Annotated in this window: 17 protein-coding genes; 6 read left to right on the top strand and 11 right to left on the bottom strand. The window is 65.8% G+C overall.

All coding sequences use genetic code 11. The features are described 5' to 3' along the window. Window positions 1–2 precede the first annotated feature (2 nt). Genes BRA471DRAFT_RS22615 through BRA471DRAFT_RS22605 form a run of 3 tightly spaced genes read right to left on the bottom strand, consistent with a single transcriptional unit; the run spans window position 3 to window position 3621 of the window. Window positions 3–1214, bottom strand: a complete 1212-nt coding sequence (locus BRA471DRAFT_RS22615; RefSeq protein WP_007611452.1) for an ABC transporter substrate-binding protein — start codon at window positions 1212–1214, stop codon at window positions 3–5. 44 nt (window positions 1215–1258) lie between these two features. Further along, window positions 1259–2110, bottom strand: a complete 852-nt coding sequence (locus BRA471DRAFT_RS22610; protein ID WP_007611450.1) for a fumarylacetoacetate hydrolase family protein — start codon at window positions 2108–2110, stop codon at window positions 1259–1261. A gap of 23 nt (window positions 2111–2133) precedes the next feature. Next, window positions 2134–3621: a bifunctional 3-(3-hydroxy-phenyl)propionate/3-hydroxycinnamic acid hydroxylase gene (locus BRA471DRAFT_RS22605; protein ID WP_035975082.1), complete on the bottom strand. Its 1488-nt coding sequence runs from the start codon at window positions 3619–3621 to the stop codon at window positions 2134–2136. A gap of 219 nt (window positions 3622–3840) precedes the next feature. Here BRA471DRAFT_RS22605 and BRA471DRAFT_RS22600 point away from each other — a divergent pair, with 219 nt between their 5' ends. Together BRA471DRAFT_RS22600 and BRA471DRAFT_RS22595 are read left to right on the top strand one after the other, a co-directional pair. After that, entirely contained in the window at window positions 3841–4989 is a 1149-nt protein-coding gene (locus BRA471DRAFT_RS22600) for an ABC transporter substrate-binding protein (protein ID WP_007611446.1), read from the top strand. 33 nt (window positions 4990–5022) lie between these two features. Next, the gene (locus BRA471DRAFT_RS22595) at window positions 5023–6201 is read left to right on the top strand and encodes a cytochrome P450 (RefSeq protein WP_007611444.1); all 1179 of its coding nucleotides are present in this window, start codon (window positions 5023–5025) and stop codon (window positions 6199–6201) included. Here the strand turns inward: BRA471DRAFT_RS22595 and BRA471DRAFT_RS22590 are convergent. After that, window positions 6198–6986, bottom strand: a complete 789-nt coding sequence (locus BRA471DRAFT_RS22590) for a DNA-binding transcriptional regulator (RefSeq protein ID WP_007611436.1) — start codon at window positions 6984–6986, stop codon at window positions 6198–6200. The two genes, BRA471DRAFT_RS22595 and BRA471DRAFT_RS22590, sit on opposite strands and share 4 nt — an antisense overlap. 147 nt (window positions 6987–7133) lie before the next feature. On the opposite strand from BRA471DRAFT_RS22590, the gene BRA471DRAFT_RS22585 reads away from it, so the two are divergent. Next, on the top strand, window positions 7134–8117 hold the full coding sequence (locus BRA471DRAFT_RS22585; protein ID WP_007611435.1) for a VOC family protein: 984 nt from the start codon (window positions 7134–7136) through the stop codon (window positions 8115–8117). A 15-nt stretch (window positions 8118–8132) separates the two neighbouring features. Here the strand turns inward: BRA471DRAFT_RS22585 and BRA471DRAFT_RS22580 are convergent, their stop codons facing one another. After that, a complete protein-coding gene (locus BRA471DRAFT_RS22580; RefSeq protein WP_007611428.1) occupies window positions 8133–8795 on the bottom strand; it encodes a response regulator transcription factor in 663 nt (220 codons plus the stop codon). Continuing rightward, the gene (locus tag BRA471DRAFT_RS22575; protein WP_007611427.1) at window positions 8792–10177 is read right to left on the bottom strand and encodes a HAMP domain-containing sensor histidine kinase; all 1386 of its coding nucleotides are present in this window, start codon (window positions 10175–10177) and stop codon (window positions 8792–8794) included. Before BRA471DRAFT_RS22575 ends, BRA471DRAFT_RS22580 begins: the two co-directional genes overlap by 4 nt. A gap of 192 nt (window positions 10178–10369) precedes the next feature. On the opposite strand from BRA471DRAFT_RS22575, the gene BRA471DRAFT_RS22570 reads away from it, so the two are divergent. Beyond that, window positions 10370–11248 carry a DUF3280 domain-containing protein gene (locus tag BRA471DRAFT_RS22570; protein WP_007611426.1) on the top strand — a complete coding sequence of 293 codons (879 nt, stop codon included), beginning with the start codon at window positions 10370–10372 and terminating at the stop codon, window positions 11246–11248. A 15-nt stretch (window positions 11249–11263) separates the two neighbouring features. On the opposite strand, the gene BRA471DRAFT_RS22565 is transcribed toward BRA471DRAFT_RS22570, so the two are convergent. Genes BRA471DRAFT_RS22565 through BRA471DRAFT_RS22555 form a run of 3 tightly spaced genes read right to left on the bottom strand, consistent with a single transcriptional unit; the run spans window position 11264 to window position 14300 of the window. Then, on the bottom strand, window positions 11264–12295 hold the full coding sequence (locus tag BRA471DRAFT_RS22565; RefSeq protein WP_007611425.1) for an L-idonate 5-dehydrogenase: 1032 nt from the start codon (window positions 12293–12295) through the stop codon (window positions 11264–11266). 25 nt (window positions 12296–12320) lie between these two features. After that, the gene (locus BRA471DRAFT_RS22560; RefSeq protein WP_007611424.1) at window positions 12321–13088 is read right to left on the bottom strand and encodes an SDR family oxidoreductase; all 768 of its coding nucleotides are present in this window, start codon (window positions 13086–13088) and stop codon (window positions 12321–12323) included. A 12-nt stretch (window positions 13089–13100) separates the two neighbouring features. Continuing rightward, complete coding sequence (locus tag BRA471DRAFT_RS22555) at window positions 13101–14300, bottom strand: mandelate racemase/muconate lactonizing enzyme family protein (protein ID WP_007611423.1); 1200 nt, start codon at window positions 14298–14300, stop codon at window positions 13101–13103. 180 nt (window positions 14301–14480) lie between these two features. Between BRA471DRAFT_RS22555 and BRA471DRAFT_RS22550 the strand changes: the two genes are divergently transcribed. Together BRA471DRAFT_RS22550 and BRA471DRAFT_RS22545 are read left to right on the top strand one after the other, a co-directional pair. Continuing rightward, window positions 14481–15245: a GntR family transcriptional regulator gene (locus BRA471DRAFT_RS22550; protein ID WP_007611421.1), complete on the top strand. Its 765-nt coding sequence runs from the start codon at window positions 14481–14483 to the stop codon at window positions 15243–15245. A gap of 19 nt (window positions 15246–15264) precedes the next feature. Further along, window positions 15265–16629, top strand: a complete 1365-nt coding sequence (locus tag BRA471DRAFT_RS22545) for an MFS transporter (RefSeq protein ID WP_007611420.1) — start codon at window positions 15265–15267, stop codon at window positions 16627–16629. Between the two features lie 71 nt (window positions 16630–16700). Here the strand turns inward: BRA471DRAFT_RS22545 and BRA471DRAFT_RS22540 are convergent, their stop codons facing one another. Both BRA471DRAFT_RS22540 and BRA471DRAFT_RS22535 read right to left on the bottom strand, forming a co-directional pair. Beyond that, entirely contained in the window at window positions 16701–16937 is a 237-nt protein-coding gene (locus BRA471DRAFT_RS22540) for a hypothetical protein (protein ID WP_007611419.1), read from the bottom strand. 98 nt (window positions 16938–17035) lie between these two features. Further along, window positions 17036–18286: an arsenic transporter gene (locus BRA471DRAFT_RS22535; RefSeq protein WP_007611418.1), complete on the bottom strand. Its 1251-nt coding sequence runs from the start codon at window positions 18284–18286 to the stop codon at window positions 17036–17038. Window positions 18287–18457 lie beyond the last annotated feature (171 nt).

Here is an 18457-nt window from a genome sequence, read left to right as displayed (position 1 = left end):
GCTTATTTGCCGACCAGGCCGCACTTGCTGCGCTCAAGCGGGCGGAAGGCCTGGTCGGGCGGGATGGTCGCGACCAGCTTGACGAAGTCCCAGGGCCCTTTGGATTCCTCCGGCGTCTTGACCTGCACCAGATACAGATCATGCACCATGCGCTGGTCCTCGCGGATGCGGCCATTGGGTGTGTAAGCGTCGGAGACGGGCGTCGCTTTCATCTTGGCCATCACGGCCGTGCTGTCGTCTGAGTCGGTATCCTTCACGGCCTGGAGATAGTGGCGTACGGCGGAATAGACTCCGGCCTGGATTTGCGCCGGCATCGCTTTGCGGCGGGCGAAGAACGCATCGGAGAATCTCCGAGCCGCCGGCGAGACGTCCTCGAAGAACGAGGTGACGATGAGATCGCCGCGCGTCGCCTTCAACCCGACGGCCTCGATATCGACATTCTGGAATGACATCGGCACGATCTTGATGCCCTGGTCGGCAAGGCCGAATTCTTCCGCCTGCTTGATTGCGGTGGCGTTGTCGCCGGCAACGTTGATTGCCAGGATTTTTGCGCCCGAGGACTGCGCCTGAAGCAGGAACGAGCTGTAGTCGGGTGTGCCGAGCTGCGCCTTGACGCTGCCGGCGACCTTGCCGCCGAGCTCGATGATGCGGGTGCGCGCGGTTGCCTCGATCGAATGGCCGAAGGCGTAGTCGCCGGTGATGAAGAACCACGGCTGCTTGCTGGTCTGCATGATGCCGGATACCACCGCGGTCGCGGTCGAATAGGCGTCCTGGGTCCACTGCACGCTACTCGCTGCACAGGCTTCATCGGTGAGCTGGTTGGCGCCGGCGCCGGAGACGAGGAAGATTTTTCCGTTGCCGCGCACCAGTTCCTGCACCGCGAGCGCGGCACCGGAACTGCCGCCGTCCGCGATCGCCTGTACGCCCTCGCTGAACCATTTGCGGGCGAGCGAGGCCGCAAGGTCCGGCTTGTTCTGGTGGTCGGCCTGCAGGATCTCGATCGGCTTGCCGTTGATCTTGCCGCCGAACTCCTCAGCCGCCATGCGCGCCGCCTCGACCGAGCCCGGGCCCATCGCGGTCGCAAAGATGCCGTTCATATCGGTGAGGACGCCGATGCGGACGGCCTCGCCCTTGATCTCGGCACGCGCGGGGGTACCTGCGAGCGCCAGCGTGATCAACAGAGTGGCGGCGGTTGTCGTGCGGAGGGTGGCCATGGCGTTTCCTGATGTTGTTAGTTTTGATTGATTGGCGTCGGCAGTCAGGCCGGCTCGGCGACGACCTTGTTGCGCAGGATGCCGATGCCGGAGATCTCGACCTCGACAGTGTCGCCGGGGCGCATCCACAGAGGCGGCGTGCGCTTGGCGCCGACGCCGCCGGGCGTGCCCGTGACAATGACGTCGCCGGGGACGAGGGGGCAAATCGTCGAGATGTAAGTGATCAGCTCGGGGATCGCAGTGATCAGGAGATCAGTGGTAGTGTCCTGCACCACGGTGCCGTTCAACCGTGTCTGCAAGGTCAGCTTCGACGGATCAGGGATCTCGTCCGCCGTCACCAGCCACGGACCAAAGCTGCCGCTCTCGGCAAAGGTCTTGCCGGAGAGGAACTGGCTGGTGTGGCGCTGCCAGTCGCGAATGCTGCCTTCGTTGTAGCAGGAATAGCCGGCGATGTAGTCCAGCGCGCGGCTTGCGGGGATGTGGCGGCCTGCCTTGCCGATGACGAGCGCAAGCTCGCCTTCGTAATCGAAATCGTCGCTGACCTTCGGCTTCACGATCGGCTGGAGATGGCCGACCTGGCTGCAAGGGAAGCGCACGAACAGGGCTGGCTTCTCGGTGACGGTCCGGCCGGTTTCGGCGACATGGTCGCGATAGTTGAGGCCGACGCAGATGATTTTGCCGGGATCGGGGATGACGGGGGCAAAACTGATCCGGTCGAGGGCATGATCGGGCGCAGTCGACGCGACCAGCTTTGTCGCTTCTGCAACCCGACCGGCTTCGAGTACCTGTCGCAGCGTGGTGCAGGGCGCCATACGCGTGCCGAGATCGACCACGCCATTGTCCTTGACGGCTCCGAACGAGGGGCGTCCGTCGGCGATGAAAGAGAGCAGCTTCATGAGATATCCTCGAGAGACGTCGGTCAGGCCGCGGACGGCACGTGGGTTGAAGGCGTGATGGCGGCGATGAGACGGGCAAGCTCGCCGGTGTTGCGGGCGGCGCCACGGACGTAACGGTCGGGGCGGACGAGCGCGGCGATGATGCCGTGCTCGCGCAGCCAGCGTCCCACGCCGTTGGACTCGTCGCTGGTCAGGATCTTGATTCCCGGTGGCAGCGCAGCCGCGTTTTCGACGAGGAGAACATCGCCGTAGCCGACCATGTCGTCGCTGCGGCGGCCGTCCTTCAATTCGAATTGCGGCGCAAGATGCCCGGCCAACGGCAGGTCGCCGAGCGCGAGCCCGGGGCCGAGCAGGGGTTTCTTCACCTCCAGCTTGACCGGTGCGTTCTCGCGCGCTTCGCCGGCGGCCAGGCCCGCTTCGATCGCCTTGGTGTTGATGACGCCGCCGAGGCGGATGGCAAGTTCGATGAATTGGCGCACGTGGGGCTGGCGCTCGCTCTGATAGGTGTCGAGCAGATCTGCCTCCGCCCGTCCGTGCAGGACCGCCGCCAGCTTCCAGGCGAGGTTGGCGGCATCGCGGATGCCGGCACACATGCCCTGGCCGAGGAATGGCGGGGTCTGGTGCGCGGAATCGCCCGCCAGCAGCAGCCGTCCGCTGCGCCATTGCTGGGCGATGACGGAATGAAAAGTATAGACCGCGGCGCGCTCCAGCTCGGCATCGTCGGGCGTGATCCAGCGCGACAGCAGCTCCCAGACCTTTGCCGGCTGCGCGACCTCCTGGGAGTCTTCACCGGGGAGGACCGTGATCTCCCAGCGCCGCCGCGTGCCGGTGCCGCGAACATAGGTCGCCGGCCGGCGCGGATCGCAATGCTGGATACTGTAGTCGCCGAGATCGTTGCGGTCGCGCTTGAGCAGCACGTCGATCACGAGCCAGCGCTCGTGAAAGCCGAGGTCGTCCATGCCGGAGCCGATGAAGCGGCGCACCAGCGAGCGGGCACCGTCGCAACCGATGACATAGCGGGCACGGACTTCGCTGAGCGTCCCGTTGGAAAGGTCCTCGTAGCGAACGCGCACGCCGGTCTCGTCCTGATCCAGCGCGAACACGTCGCAGCGGTTGCGCAAGGCGACGTGCGGCCAGCGCGAAAGGCCGGCGATCAGCACGTCCTCCAGCTCGGGCTGGTGGAAGCGATAGCTGAGATTCCATCCCATCGGCGTCAATGTCTGTGGCCGCGACCAGTCCAGCAGCATTTTGCCGTCGGCGTCGAGAAAGAGCATGCCGGGGCTGAGGATGACGTGCGGCAAGATCGCCTCGGCAAGGCCGATGGTCTGGAACACCCGCATGCATTCGTCGTCGAAATGCACCGCGCGCGGCAGATGATAGGTCCGCGCCTCGCGCTCCAGCACCAGCGTTCGCACGCCGCACAGGCCGAGCAGGTTGGCGAGCGTGGCGCCGACCGGGCCGCGGCCGACGATCACGACGTCGAAGAGCTCGAGGGTGGATTTATCTTGCATGGGATATTTCTTCCCCATGGCGCCGCGTCGCTTCAACACCGCCGCGCCAAGTGTCCGCCCAGCGGACGGATGCCGGCTGGTCGGCCATCCGAGGCAGATGCCGAGCTGTCCGCCAGCCGGACACCTTGGTGATGGCGCTACGCGCGGCGGCGTCGTTTGGCTAGGGACAATGAAAAGGAAGCGCGGGCCGCCCGAGAGCGGCCAAGGGGAGAAATGGTGATGCTGCGATCCGTTCTGAGCGTGTGTGTTGCGCTGCAAATGTTCGCGTCGCCGGCTGTTGCGGCCGATATCAAGGTCGGGATCATCCTGTCCGCCACCGGGCCGGCGGCCGCGATCGGCAATGCCGAACGTAACGGCACCGCTTTTGGCCCCACCGAAATCGCCGGCAAGAAGGTCGACTATCTCTTCCTCGACGAGGCATCCGACAGCACTGCGGCGGTGGCGGCGCTGCGCAAGCTGTTTCAGGAGAGCAGCATCGACATCCTGATTGGCCCGACCACCACGCCGGGCTCGTTCGCCGCCATCGACCCCGCGGTCGAATACAAGCTGCCGGTGATCACGCTCGCCCCCGTCAATGCGCTGGTCGCGCCGGTCGACGCACGGCGTCGCTGGATCTTCAAGACCACGACCAATGACGACCACGAAGCGACGCCGTTGTTTGCGAACATGAAAAAGACCGGAGTCAAGAAGCTGGCGCTGATCGGCTTTGGCGATTCCTATGGCGACGCCTGGAGCAAGGTCAGTGCCCAGATGTCCGCAGCCGCCGGCATCGCGCTCGTCGCCGACGAGAAATATGCGCGAACCGATACCACGGTGGTCGGGCAAATCCTCAAGATCATCGCGGCGGCACCCGATGCTGTGTTGATCGCCGCCTCCGGCGCGCCGGCGGCGCTTCCGCTGCTGCAATTGCGCGAGAAGGGGTTTACTGGGCAGATCTACGGGACGCTCGGCGCGACGTTCGGCGACTTTCGCAAGCTGACCGGCGCGCAGGGCAACGGCCTGTTGGTGCCGCTCAGTCCCGCTGTCGGTGCAGCGTCCTTCCCGGACGAGTATCCCGCGAAGAAGGCTGCGCTCGAATTCATTCGACGGTACGAGAGCAGGTTCGGCGCCGGCAGCCGCAACATTTTCGCCGGCAGTGCCTATGATGCATTGATCCTGATCGAGCAGGCCGCGCCCGCCGCGCTCAAGGTCGCAGAACCGGGCACGGCGGAGTTCCGTGAAGCGCTGCGTGGTGCAATCGAGGGCCTCAAGGGCGTCGCCGGCTCGCGTGGCGTCTACAATTACGGCCCTGACGATCACACCGGTCTGGACCAGACGGCGCTGACGCTGGGCAAGCTCGAGAACGGCGAGTGGATTGCCGTGCGCTGAGGTGACGGTCGCGATTTGGGAGGAGCGCGGAGGATGTCGACCGTAACGAACTGCCCGGCCTATGACGTCGATCTCTACGACGACGACGTGCTTCGCGATCCGTATCCGCACTATCGCGCATTGCGCGAGCTGGGCGCCGTGGTCTGGCTGTCGCGCAACGGCCTCTACGCACTCGGGCGGTTCGAGGATGTTCGCGCGGCATTGCGCAATCCCGGCTCGTTCTCGTCAGCCGAGGGGGTCGCCGCCAACGCGGCGGTCAACGAAATGTCGAAAGGCACCACGCTTGCGAGTGACGCGCCGCTGCACGACCGGTTGCGGGCGATCATCGCCGCGCCGATGCTGCCGCGGGCGCTGGAGGAGATCGGTCCTCAGATTCGTGCCGAGGCGAGGCAGTTGGTCGACGGCCTCGTGAGGCGCGGGCAGTTCGACGCGGTGGCGGATCTGGCGCGGCATCTGCCGCTCACCATCGTCTCGAAGCTGGTTGGGCTCGAGGACCATGGCCGCGGCAGCATGCTGCGTTGGGCGGCCGCGACGTTCAACGTGCTCGGTGCCATGAACGAGCGCGCCTGCGCGGCCATGACGGACGTGCAGGAGATGCGGGGCTATCTCGGCGGCGCTGCGATCCGCGAGCGGTTGCGGCCGGGCAGTTGGGGTGAGCGGATTTTCGAGGCTGGCGATCGCGGCGAGGTCGAGCCGGAACGATGTCCGGTCCTGATGCGCGACTATCTGGGGCCGAGCCTCGACACCACGATCTTCGCCACCGCGAACCTGATCCTGCTGTTTGGGCGGCATCCCGAGCAGTGGGACCTGGTGCGTCAGGACCCCGCGCTCATCCCGAATGCGATTAACGAGGCGTTGCGGCTGGAATCGCCGATCCGCGGCTTCACCCGTTACCTGGCCGCCGATACAAAGATCGGGGAAGCCGTCATTCCCGCCGGAAACCGGGTGCTGCTGCTCTATGCTTCGGCCAATCGCGACGAACGGAAATGGCAGGACCCGGAGCGCTTCGACGTGCGCCGCCGCGCCAGCGATCATCTCGGTTTCGGCAACGGCACGCATATGTGCGCGGGCCTGCACCTGGCCCGGCTGGAAATGACCGCGCTGCTGGAGGTGCTGGTGGAGAAGGTGGCGCGTTTCGACATCGGCGAGCCCGTGCTGGCGCTCAACAACGTGCTGCGCGGGCTCGCCTCGCTGCCGGTTCGCGTGGCCTAAGGGCTGACTGGAATTGCGGAGGCGGTCTCACCCAGCAATGACACGAATTGCGCGATGGCCTCCTCGATCCCCAACGCAGAGCGGATCCAGATGATCGAGATGCAGCCGAACACGGCGCCGTCACGGACGATGGGGACGGCGATCGAGGCCGTCTTCGGATTGTATTCGCCCTCGCTGCGGATCGCGTATCCGCGCACCTGCGTCTCGGCGATCATTCGGCCGAGGCGGCCTTCTTCGAGGAAGGGGCGGTCATCCGCTTCGTCGATCCGGCGCAGATGGTTGACGATCAGGTCGCGCTCGCGCGCGGGGCAGGCGGCGAGATAGGCGCGGCCCGCAGAGGTCCGCAGCATCGGCAGGCGCTTGCCGATCATGCCGCGGTCGATCGAGAGCGGGCTGCGGGAATGCGTGGTCTCCTGGACCACCATCGCGGCGTTCTCATACGTTGAAAGATCGACCGGCCAGACCAGGGTCTTGCTGAGCTCGGCGAGGTAGGGCGCCGCTGCTTGGCAGATCACCACGCCAGGGTCGTAGCCATCGCCGAGGCTGAGTGCGAGGCGAGTGACGCGAAAGCGGTCGTCGCTGGCACTTCGAGCGACATAGCCGAGTTCCTCCAGTGTCTCGAGCAGGCGGTAGACGGTCGGGCGAGGCAGGTCGAGCGCGCGGGCCACGTCGCCGGCGCGAATGCCGCCGGAGCGGTTGACTTCGTGCAGCACGTCCAGCCCGCGCTTGAAGGCGCGGACGCCTTCAGACTGCCGCGGCTGACCGTTCGTCCGCTCCTTGGACACTTCGCATTTCCTCCCTTGTGGCCGGCAGCCCCGCGCTTATCGTCTTTGCGAACGCGAAGCGATCGCGGGACGCCACCGTAGGATCGCGCGCGGCCGGTATCAAGTTCGCCGCAGTGCGGCGGACGCGATGTCCTCGGGAGGAATTCGATGGAAATCACCGCGCTCGGCTATATCGGGATCAATTCATCCCAGCTCGATCAGTGGGGCCGGATGGCGACCGAGCTGCTCGGCATGCAGCAGGTCGATCGCGGCGGCAAGATGCGCGCCTTCCGCATGGATGACCACAAGCAGCGCCTGGTCATCGACGGCAGCAGCGATGCCGGGCTCGCGGTGATGGGATGGGAGGTTCCCTCGGCCGCGGACATCGACCGTCTCGCCGGCCGTCTGGAAAGCCACGGCGTGAAGGTGACCCGCGGCTCGCGCGCGCTGGCCGACGAGCGGCATGTGGCCGAGCTGGTCGTGTTCAGCGATCCCGCCGGCAACCGGCTCGAGGCCTTCTGCGAGCCGGAGCTTGCGATCGAGCCGTTCAAGCCTGGGCGGCCAATCTCCGGCTTCCGCACCGGTGCGCTCGGCATGGGGCACGTCGTGCTCAACGTCGAGGATGTCGAACTGCTGGTGCCGTTCTATCGCGACGTGCTCGGCTTTCAGGTTTCCGATTTCGGCCTCAAGCCCTACGGGCTCTATTTCTTCCACGTCAACGGCCGTCACCACTCCTTTGCAATGGTTGGCTCAGGGCGGAAAGCGCTGCACCATTTCATGGTCGAACTTGGCAGCCTCGATGATGTCGGGCAGGGCTACGACCTCGCGCAGCTGGACGACGGCCGCATCGCCTACACGCTTGGACGGCATACGAACGATCACATGACCTCGTTCTACGTGAACACGCCGTCCGGCTTCTTCATCGAATATGGCTGGGGCGCTCGTGTGATCGATCCGGAAACCTGGCAGCCACACGAAACCTTTGACGGCCCGTCGCTGTGGGGCCACGAGCGGCTCTACATGCCCGAGGAGCAGCGCAAGCGCCTGCGCGACATGAGATTGGATGCAGCGTCGCGCGGCGTCCGTGTGGCCGATCCCCGCGTGCCCCCACTGAATTGCGCGTGGCTGGATTCGGTGGTGGCGCGGGAGTAACCGGAGCGGACACGATCAGGCCTCGCCGAGATCGACCTCCGTCAAGATTCCCTGGCGCAGCGCCAGCCGGACCAGCTCGATGTCGGAGCCGACGCCGAGCTTGTCCTTGATCATGGAATGCAGGTTCGCCACCGTCTTCGGGCTGACATGGAGCGTCTCGGCGATCTCCTCTGTCGTGTTTTCGGCGAGCAGCAGCCGCAGCACCTCGAACTCGCGCGGCGTGAGGACGTCGGCGGCAGAGCTTTCCCCGGCGAGCCGGCTCAACGCGAGCTCATGGTCGATGTCGGGGCTGATCGCGATCTTGCCGGCGAGCACGTCCATCACGGCGCGCACCAGCGTCTCCGGCGGGCTGGTCTTGGTGACGTAGCCCCTGGCGCCGGCGCGGATCGCCTGCACGGCAAAGCCGGCATTCTCGTGCATGGTGAAGACCAGGATCCTCGCGCCCTTGTCCCATTGCCTGATGCGCCTGACCGCCTCGATGCCGCCGATGCCGGGCATGCTCAGGTCCATGATGACGAGGTCGGGTGCCTCCGATTTGTAGAGACGGTAGGCCTCGGCGCCATCGGCGGCTTCGGCGATGACGCGCAATCCCGGCTGCTTCTGGAGCACGGAGCGATAGCCCTCGCGGACGACCGAATGGTCGTCGACCAGCAGAATGGTCGCGTCGGCCGCGCTCATGCGGCGTGCTCCAGCGGCGGCCGATCGGCGGCTGCGAGCGGAATGACCACGCGCAGTGCGGAGCCGCCGTTCGGCGCGGCCTCGAAGCTCAACTGGCCGCGCAAGGCTGCGACCCGTTCGCGCATGCCGAGCAGGCCCATTCCGGATTTCGCGGCGGGATCGCTCGCGCGTCCGTCATCGTCGATCGCAAGCGCGATCGCGCTGGCCCCCATCGTCAATTCCAGGCTGACCCGCGTGGCGACGGCATGCTTGGCGGCGTTGGTGAGCGCCTCCTGCACGATCCGGTAGAGGCTGGCGCTGATCGTGGCCGGCAGGGTCTCGAATGCGCCGTCGAACCGGATCGAGAAACGCGTCTCGCCGCGGCTGCGCCCGTTCCAGCCCGCGACGAGGCCTTCGAGGCTGGCGACGAGCCCGAGCTCCTCGACATCGGGCGGCCGCAGCCGGAACAATGTGCCGCGCAACGTCTCCATCATGCCGGTTGCGGTCCGCGCGATGCCGTCGCATTCGCCAAGCAGGGAAGGGCAGTCCTGCGCGGCGGTCTGGCGGGCAGAGGAGGCGAGCGCGCGGATGGCGGCGAGCGACTGGCCGAACTCGTCATGCAGCTCGCGCGCGAGATGGCGGCGCTCCTCGTCCTGGAGCGCGATCAGCTTCCGCGTCAGCTCGCTGCGTTCGGCAAGCGCGGTCTCGAGGCTTTCGGCGAGATGGTTGAAGCCGTCGCGGATAGCGGAGAGCTCGGCAAGGTCGAACGGCGGCAGCCGCGTGGTGAGGTCGTTGGCGGCGATCCGCTCGAGGCCGGTGCGGATCATGCGGGTGGGGCGCAGCGCGCGTGCCAGCGCGGCGTAGACCAGCCCGCAGAGCAGCGGCAGCGCGATCGCGAGCGCCAGCATCAGGCGGCCGGCCTCGTGCCAGGCCTCCGCGGTCTGCACGGCCGGCTCGACCGAGACCACGGCGTCGCCGAGCTTCGCTCCGCGCACGATCACAGGCCGTGCCGCTTCGCGGCCGGGGTCGAACAAGCTGCGATAGAAGGCCGTGAAGGCTTGCGGCGGCGGGTTCGCCGGGGCGGGCGCGCCGCTGCAGAAACGCTGGAGGGTGTCGCCGCTCGTGCCGCGAAACGCCAGGCACAGGCCGGGCGTCATCACATAGGCCGAAACGGGATCGAGGTTGGGAAAGTCCGAGCGCGGGCTGGCGACCCACTGGATCTTGCCCTGCTGCAGCTCCAGCGTCTTGGCCACGATCGCGGCGATATCGTCGAGGCGCGAATGCGCCTCGCGGTCGGACGTAATCAGGAAGTAGGCGGAGATGGCTGCGAAGCAGGCGGCCGATATCGCGGCCACGCGCAACGTCAGACGGACTTTGAGATCGAACCTCGGGCGGTTCCACATCGGCAGGCACCTGGTGCGAACGGGTTGTCTCGCCCGCATTAAACGGCAGAACGCATCCGGCGCAAAGCCGCCAGGCGCGAGTGCGGTGCACCGTCGTGAAATTTTCCCGGCCATCACCGGGACCGGCGCCGCTGCATGGCATGATTGCGCCGTCCAGATTTGGCGCGCCGTTCCGTCACACGAGGCACATTTATGCACCTCCGCCGGTTGATCCTGTCAGTCTGTCTCCTTGTCGTCCTCCCGGCGTCTTATGCGCTTGCCGAAACCGCCATCGGCGTCGCCATGGACGATTTCAGTTATACCGATACGTCGGCTGAACCCGCCAACCAGACCGCCGCCCACGAGCGACGGCTGGCGGCCTTCATGGCGGCGCTCCGGCAAGACATCGGCGAAGACCGGCGCTACCGGCTCGCGCCGTCGGCCCAGGACGGCGCGGCGTTCAAGGTCATCGGCGGCATCCAGAAGACGAGCACGCTGGTACAATGGGCCAAGGTCGCCGTGATCGACGTCGGCGCCAAAAAGATCGTCATGGACAAGCTCTACACCTTCCGCGGCGACAATGATGAATCATGGCAGCGTGCCGAGATCTTCGTGTCGCGCGAGATCATGGCCGCACTCGCCACGCCCGCGCCGATCGCAATGGCCGTGTTCGATTTCGAACTGGAGGATACGACCGCCGCTTCGGCTGGCGCGTCGGCCACATCAGATGCGTCATATCTGGCCGAAGTGAGCGGGAGTGTTCGCGACGCCCTCGGCCGATCCGGCCGCTACCGCCTCGTCGATGTCGGCAGCGCGAACGAGAAGGCGGTGAAGGCGCGCGCTTTGCGCGACTGCGGCGGCTGCGAAGCGGCGATTGCGCAAGGGCTCGGTGCGGATCAGTCGCTGATCGGGGTGGTGCGGCGGGTCAGCCGTACCGAATATACGCTCGGCTTCCAGGTGCGCGATGCCAGGACCGGCGCGGTGCTCGCACGCGGCGACAGCGGCCTGCGCCTGGGCGCGGACTATTCCTGGAAACGGGGCGCGGTGCGGCTGGTCAATGATCGCATAATCGAGAACCAGCCGCAGCAATAGGCCTCAGGCACGGCCTCAAAACGTCAGCTGCACCTTCATCGATTGCGAGCGGTCGCTGGCGAGCTCGAACGCGGCGACCGCGTTCTCGAACGGCATGGTCGCCGTGATCAGCGGCTTGACGTCGATCAGGCCTTCGCCCATCAGCCGCACCGCCAGCTCGAATTCGGGATCGAAGCGGAAGGTGCCGCGCAGCTGCAATTCCTTGGCGACGATGGAGTTGATCGGCAGCGTCATCTCGCCGCCGAGGCCGAGCTGCACCAGCGTGGCACCGGGCCTGAGCACGTCGAGTGCGGTGCGGAGTGCGGCTTGGTTGCCGGAGGCCTCGAACAGCGTGTCGAACACGCCTTTGCCGGTGCGCCAGGGATCGAGCGCCGTGGCGTCGGCCGCGACATTGATGGCGTGAGTGGCGCCGAGCTTTCTGGCGACGGCAAGCGGCGCCTCCGCGACATCGGTGACCACGATCTCGGCCGCGCCGCCGAAGCGCGAGACCAAAATCATCAGCGCGCCGATCGGGCCGCAGCCGGTGATCAGCACGCGCTTTCCGAGGAGGGGCCCGGCCTGCTTGCCGGCATGCAGGCACACCGCGAGCGGCTCGGCGACCGCGGCTTCCGCCAGCGACAGCTTGTCGGCGATCGGAACGGCCTGCGCCGCATCGACCGTGATGAATTCGCGAAAGCCGCCCTGCACATGGGGAAAGCGCATCGCGCTGCCAAGGAAGCGCATGTCGAGGCACTGGTTGCGCATGCCTTCCTGGCAATGCAGGCACTGGCCGCACGGCTTGCTCGGATTGACTGCGACGCGGGTGCCCGGCTTCACGTTGGCGACGCCGTCACCGACGGCCGCGACCACGCCGGCGATCTCGTGCCCCAGCGCCATCGGCTGCTGGATCCGCACGACGCCGAAGCCGCCGTGATGATAATAGTGCAGATCGGAGCCGCAGATGCCGCCGTTCGCGATCTTGACGCGGACTTCACCCGGACCGGGCGCTGCATCGGGATAGAGGTCGATCCGCAGATCTTTCGGTGCGTGAATGACGACGGCGCGCATGGTGGGCTCCCTCAGCGTTTCGCGATTACATCGCGGCGATCATGCCGCCATCGACATAGATGATCTGGCCGTTGACATAGGTCGAAGCATCCGAAGCCAGGAAGATCGCAGCGCCCACCAGCTCGTCCGGTCGGCCCCAGCGCTTGGAGGGAACGCGGCCCATCAGCCAGGTGTTGAAGTCGGTATTGTTGACCAGCGCCTCGTTCATGTCGGTCAGCATGTAGCCGGGGCCGATCGCGTTGGCCTGGATGCCGTGCTGGGCCCATTCCACTGCCATCGAGCGGGTCAGGTTCTTGATGCCGCCCTTGGCGGCGGTGTAGGGCGCAATCGTGGGACGCGCGAGCTCGCTGCCGAGCGAGCCGATATTGATGATCTTGCCGTGCTTGAGCGGGATCATGCGTTTGGCCGCCTCGCGGCCGATCACGAAGGCGCTGGTGAGGTTGGTCTCGATCACCTTGCGCCACTCGTCGGTGGTGAACTCCACCAGCGGCTTGCGGTGCTGGATGCCGGCATTGTTGACGAGGATGTCGACCGCGATGCCCTTGTTGTCGAAGTCGTTGAAGGCGGCGACGATCGCAGGCTCGTCGGTGACGTTGAAAGCAGCACCCTCCGCCTGGTGGCCGGCGGCGCGAAACTCGGCGACGGCCTGCTCGACGCGCTTGGGATCGACGCCGTTGACGATGATCCTGGCGCCGGCCTTGGCCATGCCCTCGGCGATGGCGCGGCCAAGGCCGCGGGAGGAGCCGGTCACGAGCGCGGTGTGGCCGGAAAGGTCGAAGAGGGCGGTGCTCATCTCAAAATATCCTCACACGTTGGAACGGCGCACGGTCAAATCGGAACGGTCGAATACGGCGGGCAGAAGGTCGACGCCGAGGCCGGGGCCTTCCATCGGGTAGACGAAACCATCTTTGATCGTGGGCATGGTGGTGACGAGCTCATTGTACCAGCCCTTGTAGAAGGCGCGCACCGATTCCTGGATCAGCGTGTTGGGCTGGCTGAACGACATGTGGATGGCGGCGATGAAGCCGATCGGGCCGATGCAGTCGTGCGGTGCGAAGGGCCGGTGATAGGTCTCGGCCATCGCCGCGATCTTGCGGCCCTCGGTGAGGCCGCCGGTCCAGCACAGATCCGCCATCACCACGTGCATGGCGTCGCGGTCGAGCATGTCCTTGTAGGGGAAGCGCGAGCCCAGCGTCTCGCTGGCGCAGACCCAGACGTCGGTGCAGCGGGCGTATTCGGCCAGCGCCTGCGGCGAGTTCATCCGGATCGGGTCTTCGTACCAGGTCGGCTTGTAGGGCTCGAGCGCGCGCGCGATCTGTTTTGCGGTCGGCAGGTTCCAGAGCGAATGGAGCTCGACCATGATCTCCATCTTGTCGCCGACGGCCTTGCGGATTTTCTCGAACGGCTCGATCGCGTGCTTCATCTGGGCGGCAGTGATGTACAGGCCCTTGTTCTCCTGCGCCGCCGGATCGAACGGCCAGATCTTCATCGCCGAGATGCCGCTCTCCAGCAGGTTTTCGGCAAGCGCATCGGCGTGGTGCATGAAGCCGTCGAGATCCTCATAGGGCCCCTTGGCAGCGCCAAGATTCCAGTTCGCGACCGGGCTGATATTGGTCGAGCGGACATATTGGGTGCCGGCGCAGGTGTTGTAGATGCGCTGCTTGTCGCGGCAGAGGCCGCCGAGCATCTGGTGCACCGGCTGATTGCAGACCTTTCCGAACAGGTCCCATAGCGCGATGTCGATTGCCGACGCCGCGCGATATTCGACGCCGGTGGACGACTGCGCCATCGGCAGGTTCAGCATGTCGCGGTGGATCGCCTCGATGTGCAGCGGGTTGCGGCCGAGCAGGCGGCCGGCAAAGGTGTCGTGGATCTGGGCCTCGACCGCGCCGGCGCCGTAGAAGGTTTCACCGAGACCGATCATGCCCGTGTCGGTGTGGACGCGCACCCAGATGACGTTGGAGAATTCTTCGGTGCGCAGCGTCTCGATCGACGTGATCTTCACGGCAATACTCCTCCCATCGCAGGCGCGCGCAGCGCCGTCTTGTTGTCATTCCGCACCGCAACATGGTGCGGGCGCATGCCAAGTCTTACGCTCGCTTGTAATATATCACAACATGTTTTAGGGATATCACCAACAAGGCGCCGCCCTGCAACGACGGCGCGGGCTGAGGGGAGAGACGACATGGCAACGCGCAAGCGCGCGCTCGAGGTGGTGAGGAACGACGACGGCGAGGGCAAGCCCTCCCGGCGCAACCGTCTCAACTTCTTCGAGCTGGCCTATCAGAGGATCGAAGAGCTGCTCGTCCATTGCGAGCTCAAGCCCGGCCAGTTCATGACGATGCTGGAATTGCAGCACATCACCGGCTTCGGCCGCACGCCGGTTCATCACGCCGTCAATCGGCTCTCCGCCGATACATTGATCATCATCCGTCCGCGCCACGGTCTGCGCATTGCGCCGATCGATCTGGCACGCGAGCGCATGCTGCTGGCCTTGCGCCGCGACATGGAGCGCTTCGTGATCCGGCTTGCGGCCGACCGCGCCAGCCTTTCGCACCGCAATCAGGCGCTGCACATCGAGCGCCTTCTGCGCGAGCGCCGCGCCAATCTGACCCTCGACGAGTTCAACCACATCGACCGCCGCATCGACGCGCTGGTGCTGGAGGCGGCAGGCGAGCCGTTTCTGGTGCACACGCTGCGGCCGTTGCACACGCTGTATCGGCGCATCGGCTACATCCACCACCGGTTCATGCCGGGGCAGGCGGAACTGTCAGGAACAATCGATCATCATCTGGCTATTCTTAATGCGGTCGCCAGCCGTCGCGTCGAGGACGCGGTGAAGGCCAGCGATGCACTGATCGACTACATGGGCGAGATGTTCACCGGCATGGAGGTGGGGATCGACCCGCGCCTGCTCGATTGCAGCATCGAGCCGCTGCTCGGCACGTAAAAGTTCAGGAGGATCAAAGATGTCGACGATGGCGATGCCACAACCGACCGCGAGCGAAGCCGCGGTCCGCTACCTCATCACGAACTACAGCCCCAAGGGCAACAAGGTCGGCTGGCTGATGATGGCCTCGATCCTGGTCGAAGCCTGGGATCTCTATTCGATCGCCTTCGTGCTGATCTTCATCAAGGAGCAGTACAATCCCGATCCGCTGATGCTGGGCCTCGCCGCGGCCGGTACGCAAGGCGGCGCCATGATCGGCGCACTACTCGGCGGCTGGCTTTCCGACAAGATCGGCCGCCGCGTCATGTTCCTGGTGACGATGGTGATGTTCATCGTGCTGGCGCTGGCACAGGCCTTCGTGCCCAGCGTCGGCTGGCTCGTCGTGATCCGCTTCCTGCTCGGCATTCCGCTCGGCTCGGACATCTCGACCGGCTACACCTACATCATGGAATCCATGGCCAAGGGTGAGCGCGAGGTCATGGGCAACCGCTGGCAGTTCATGTTCGCGGTCGGTGAGGTCCTGACGATTGGCGTCATCGTGATCTTCCTGCTGTTCGACATTCACCACGAGACGCTGTGGCGGGTGACGCTCGGCCTCGGCGCGCTGCCGGCGCTGATTATCCTGATCATGCGGCACGACGTGCCTGAGACGGCGGTGTGGCTGGTGCAGAAGGGACGCTACCGCGAGGCCAAGCAGGTCGCGCGCGAGATGTTCAACGACGATCTCGCCATGCTGCCGGACCGTGACGTGGAGGTGCCCAAGGTCTCCACCCGTGCGTTCCTCGCCGACCTCAAGAAGGATCCGATCCGCTGGCGCGCCACGATCTACGGCTGGATCGCCTGCTTCGCGCAGGCCAGCGAGTTCTCGACCTTCGCGTTCTACCTGCCGGTGCTCTTTGTGATGGTCGGCGTGTCGAGCGTGCTCGGCATCAATCTGGTGACGATGGCGCTATTCTCCTTCGCCGCCGTGTCGGGCTGGGTCGGTCCGCTGCTGACCCCGAAGATCGGCCACCGCGGCATCTCGATCGCGGGCTTCTCGATCGTGCTGGTCTCGCTGTTGGTCGCGGCCTTCGCGCTCTACACCGACAACAAGATCCTGCTGCCGTTCGCGGCCGCCGCGATGCTGTGGGGCCATTATTGGGATGCGTCGAACTGCATGACGATCCCGACCATGGTCGCCAAGCCGAAATATCGCGGCACCGCCAGCGGCTTCGCTTACATGTTCGTGAAGCTGCCGTCGTTCCTGGCGATCTTCCTGTTCCCGACGGTGTTCGCCGCGATTGGGCAGGCGAATGCCACGCTGATGGTCGCGATCTTCCCGCTGATCGGATTGCTCGCCGCAATCTTTATCCTGCCGGAAGTCTACGGCTACGAGAACGATTGACGATGCGTGACCCGGTCGCGGCCGTGGTGGCCGCGATCGGGCTTTTCCCGTGGACGCGCCGGCGCGAACGGCTACGGGCTCAGGAAGATGGAATCGATCCCGGCGCCATGGCTGAGCAGGCCGATCGCCTGAAGCTGTGCGCTGTGCAGGTCGATCTCCACGATGGCGAACAGGGTCAGCAGCACCACGACCGAAAAGACCAATAGCGGGTGGGATGTTTCGCCCCGGCCCTGGTCCGCTGTGGTGAAGCCTTGAAACGTGCGGCGCAGGGAGAAGCTCTGCGGCAATGCTTTCGACTGGATCTGCATGATGAACCTTCCTTGCCGCGCGGTATCAGGCCGCGCGACAAGGTGCAGTATAGGCCCGGCGTCAGCGGCGACATTGATGCGCCGCAAACTGCGCGCGATTACCAGATCGCGGCCGCAAGCGCCGCGATCAAGGCGGGCGGCGTCACCAGCAGTCCGAGCTTCAGGAACGGCCAGGCGCCGACTTCGATCTTCTCCCGCCGCAGCGCCACCAGCCACAGGATGGTGGCGAGCGAACCGGTCACCGACAGATTGGGCCCGAGATCGACGCCGATCAGGATGGCGCTCACGACCGGCGCGGGCAAGTGATCGCTGGCGGCAACCGAGCCGGCAACGAGGCCGACGGGAAGATTGTTCGCGATGTTGTCGGCGACCGCGGTGGCGATGCCGACGCTCCACGCCGCCTTCGTCACGGATTGCCCGACGGCTTCATGCAGCAGCGCGCTGAGCTGCCCGATCACGCCCGTCTTGATCAGCGCTTCCACCATCACGAACAGGCCGCCGACCAGCGGCAGCACGCTCCAGGAGACGCCGCGCAGCACGGGGAGCGGCGATTGCCGGTTGAGCAGCAGCACGATTGCGGCTGTCACCACGCCGCAAACGAAGGTCGGCAGGCCCAACTCCTTGTCCAACGCGGAGGCCGTGACCAGCACGATTCCGATCGCCACGATGCCGATGGCCGTCAGCTTGCCGCCGCGGCCGAGCTTTGGATGCGGCACGCTGCTTGCGATCGTCTCTTCCTTCAGGGCGCGGTGCTGGGTCAGGCGCAGCACGACATAGGTCAGCAGGATCGAGGCCGCCGAGGGCAGGGCGAACAGGCGCAGCCATTCGGTGAGCGCAGGCATGTGGGCCCCGAACACGACCAGATTGGCCGGATTGGAGATCGGCAGCACGAAGCTCGCGGCGTTGGCGATGAAGGCGCAGACGAACAGGTACGGCAGCGGCTTGGCGCCGGCCGCGCGCGTCGCGGCATAGACGGCGGGCGTCAGCACGATCGCGGTGGCGTCGTTCGAGAGCAGGACGGTGACGAGCGTGCCGACGATGTAGATCAGCAGGAACAGCCGCTGCGGCGAGCCGCCGGCATATTCCACGGCGAGCGCTGCAAGGTAGTCGAACAGGCCTTCGAGCCGCGCCAGTTCGGCGATCAGCATCATGCCGATCAGGAAGAGATAGACATCCACGCCTTTCTCGATGCCGGTGAGCGCATCCCGCCACGGCAGCAGGCCGAGCAGCACGAGCGCACTGGCGCCGATGACGGCCCAGATCGCCTCCGGCAGGCGAAAGGGCCGGATGATGACGCCTGCGGTCGCGGCGACGATGATGCTCCAGGCCAGGATGGCGTCAGACGGCACGTTCGATCCCTAGGATGTGTCGGTTCATTCGGCAGCGATAGCGGAAGCCGACACCGCTGTCTTCCCCCGCGGGCGCGGACCGCCGTCTGCGATCTGCCGCGTCTCGGTGCCGAGTTTCGGTCTATGATTTTGTTCAAAAGCCTGTTGGGTTGGAGCGGCGCGATTGCGCCG

It is taken from the genome of Bradyrhizobium sp. WSM471 (assembly GCF_000244915.1).
GTDB lineage: Bacteria > Pseudomonadota > Alphaproteobacteria > Rhizobiales > Xanthobacteraceae > Bradyrhizobium.
Note: the sequence above shows the minus strand (reverse complement) of the source record. Positions and strands in the feature narration are given on the sequence as shown.

What these genes read in the sequence shown, in the direction of transcription:
- BRA471DRAFT_RS22585 (WP_007611435.1), top strand. Translation starts at nt 7,134, where the DNA reads ATGGAAATCACCGCGCTCGGCTATATCGGGATCAATTCATCCCAGCTC.
- BRA471DRAFT_RS22580 (WP_007611428.1), bottom strand. Translation starts at nt 8,795, where the DNA reads ATGAGCGCGGCCGACGCGACCATTCTGCTGGTCGACGACCATTCGGTC.
- BRA471DRAFT_RS22550 (WP_007611421.1), top strand. Translation starts at nt 14,481, where the DNA reads ATGGCAACGCGCAAGCGCGCGCTCGAGGTGGTGAGGAACGACGACGGC.
- BRA471DRAFT_RS22565 (WP_007611425.1), bottom strand. Translation starts at nt 12,295, where the DNA reads ATGCGCGCCGTCGTCATTCACGCACCGAAAGATCTGCGGATCGACCTC.
- BRA471DRAFT_RS22545 (WP_007611420.1), top strand. Translation starts at nt 15,265, where the DNA reads ATGTCGACGATGGCGATGCCACAACCGACCGCGAGCGAAGCCGCGGTC.
- BRA471DRAFT_RS22575 (WP_007611427.1), bottom strand. Translation starts at nt 10,177, where the DNA reads ATGTGGAACCGCCCGAGGTTCGATCTCAAAGTCCGTCTGACGTTGCGC.
- BRA471DRAFT_RS22605 (WP_035975082.1), bottom strand. Translation starts at nt 3,621, where the DNA reads ATGCAAGATAAATCCACCCTCGAGCTCTTCGACGTCGTGATCGTCGGC.
- BRA471DRAFT_RS22570 (WP_007611426.1), top strand. Translation starts at nt 10,370, where the DNA reads ATGCACCTCCGCCGGTTGATCCTGTCAGTCTGTCTCCTTGTCGTCCTC.
- BRA471DRAFT_RS22560 (WP_007611424.1), bottom strand. Translation starts at nt 13,088, where the DNA reads ATGAGCACCGCCCTCTTCGACCTTTCCGGCCACACCGCGCTCGTGACC.
- BRA471DRAFT_RS22540 (WP_007611419.1), bottom strand. Translation starts at nt 16,937, where the DNA reads ATGCAGATCCAGTCGAAAGCATTGCCGCAGAGCTTCTCCCTGCGCCGC.
- BRA471DRAFT_RS22600 (WP_007611446.1), top strand. Translation starts at nt 3,841, where the DNA reads ATGCTGCGATCCGTTCTGAGCGTGTGTGTTGCGCTGCAAATGTTCGCG.
- BRA471DRAFT_RS22595 (WP_007611444.1), top strand. Translation starts at nt 5,023, where the DNA reads ATGTCGACCGTAACGAACTGCCCGGCCTATGACGTCGATCTCTACGAC.
- BRA471DRAFT_RS22615 (WP_007611452.1), bottom strand. Translation starts at nt 1,214, where the DNA reads ATGGCCACCCTCCGCACGACAACCGCCGCCACTCTGTTGATCACGCTG.
- BRA471DRAFT_RS22610 (WP_007611450.1), bottom strand. Translation starts at nt 2,110, where the DNA reads ATGAAGCTGCTCTCTTTCATCGCCGACGGACGCCCCTCGTTCGGAGCC.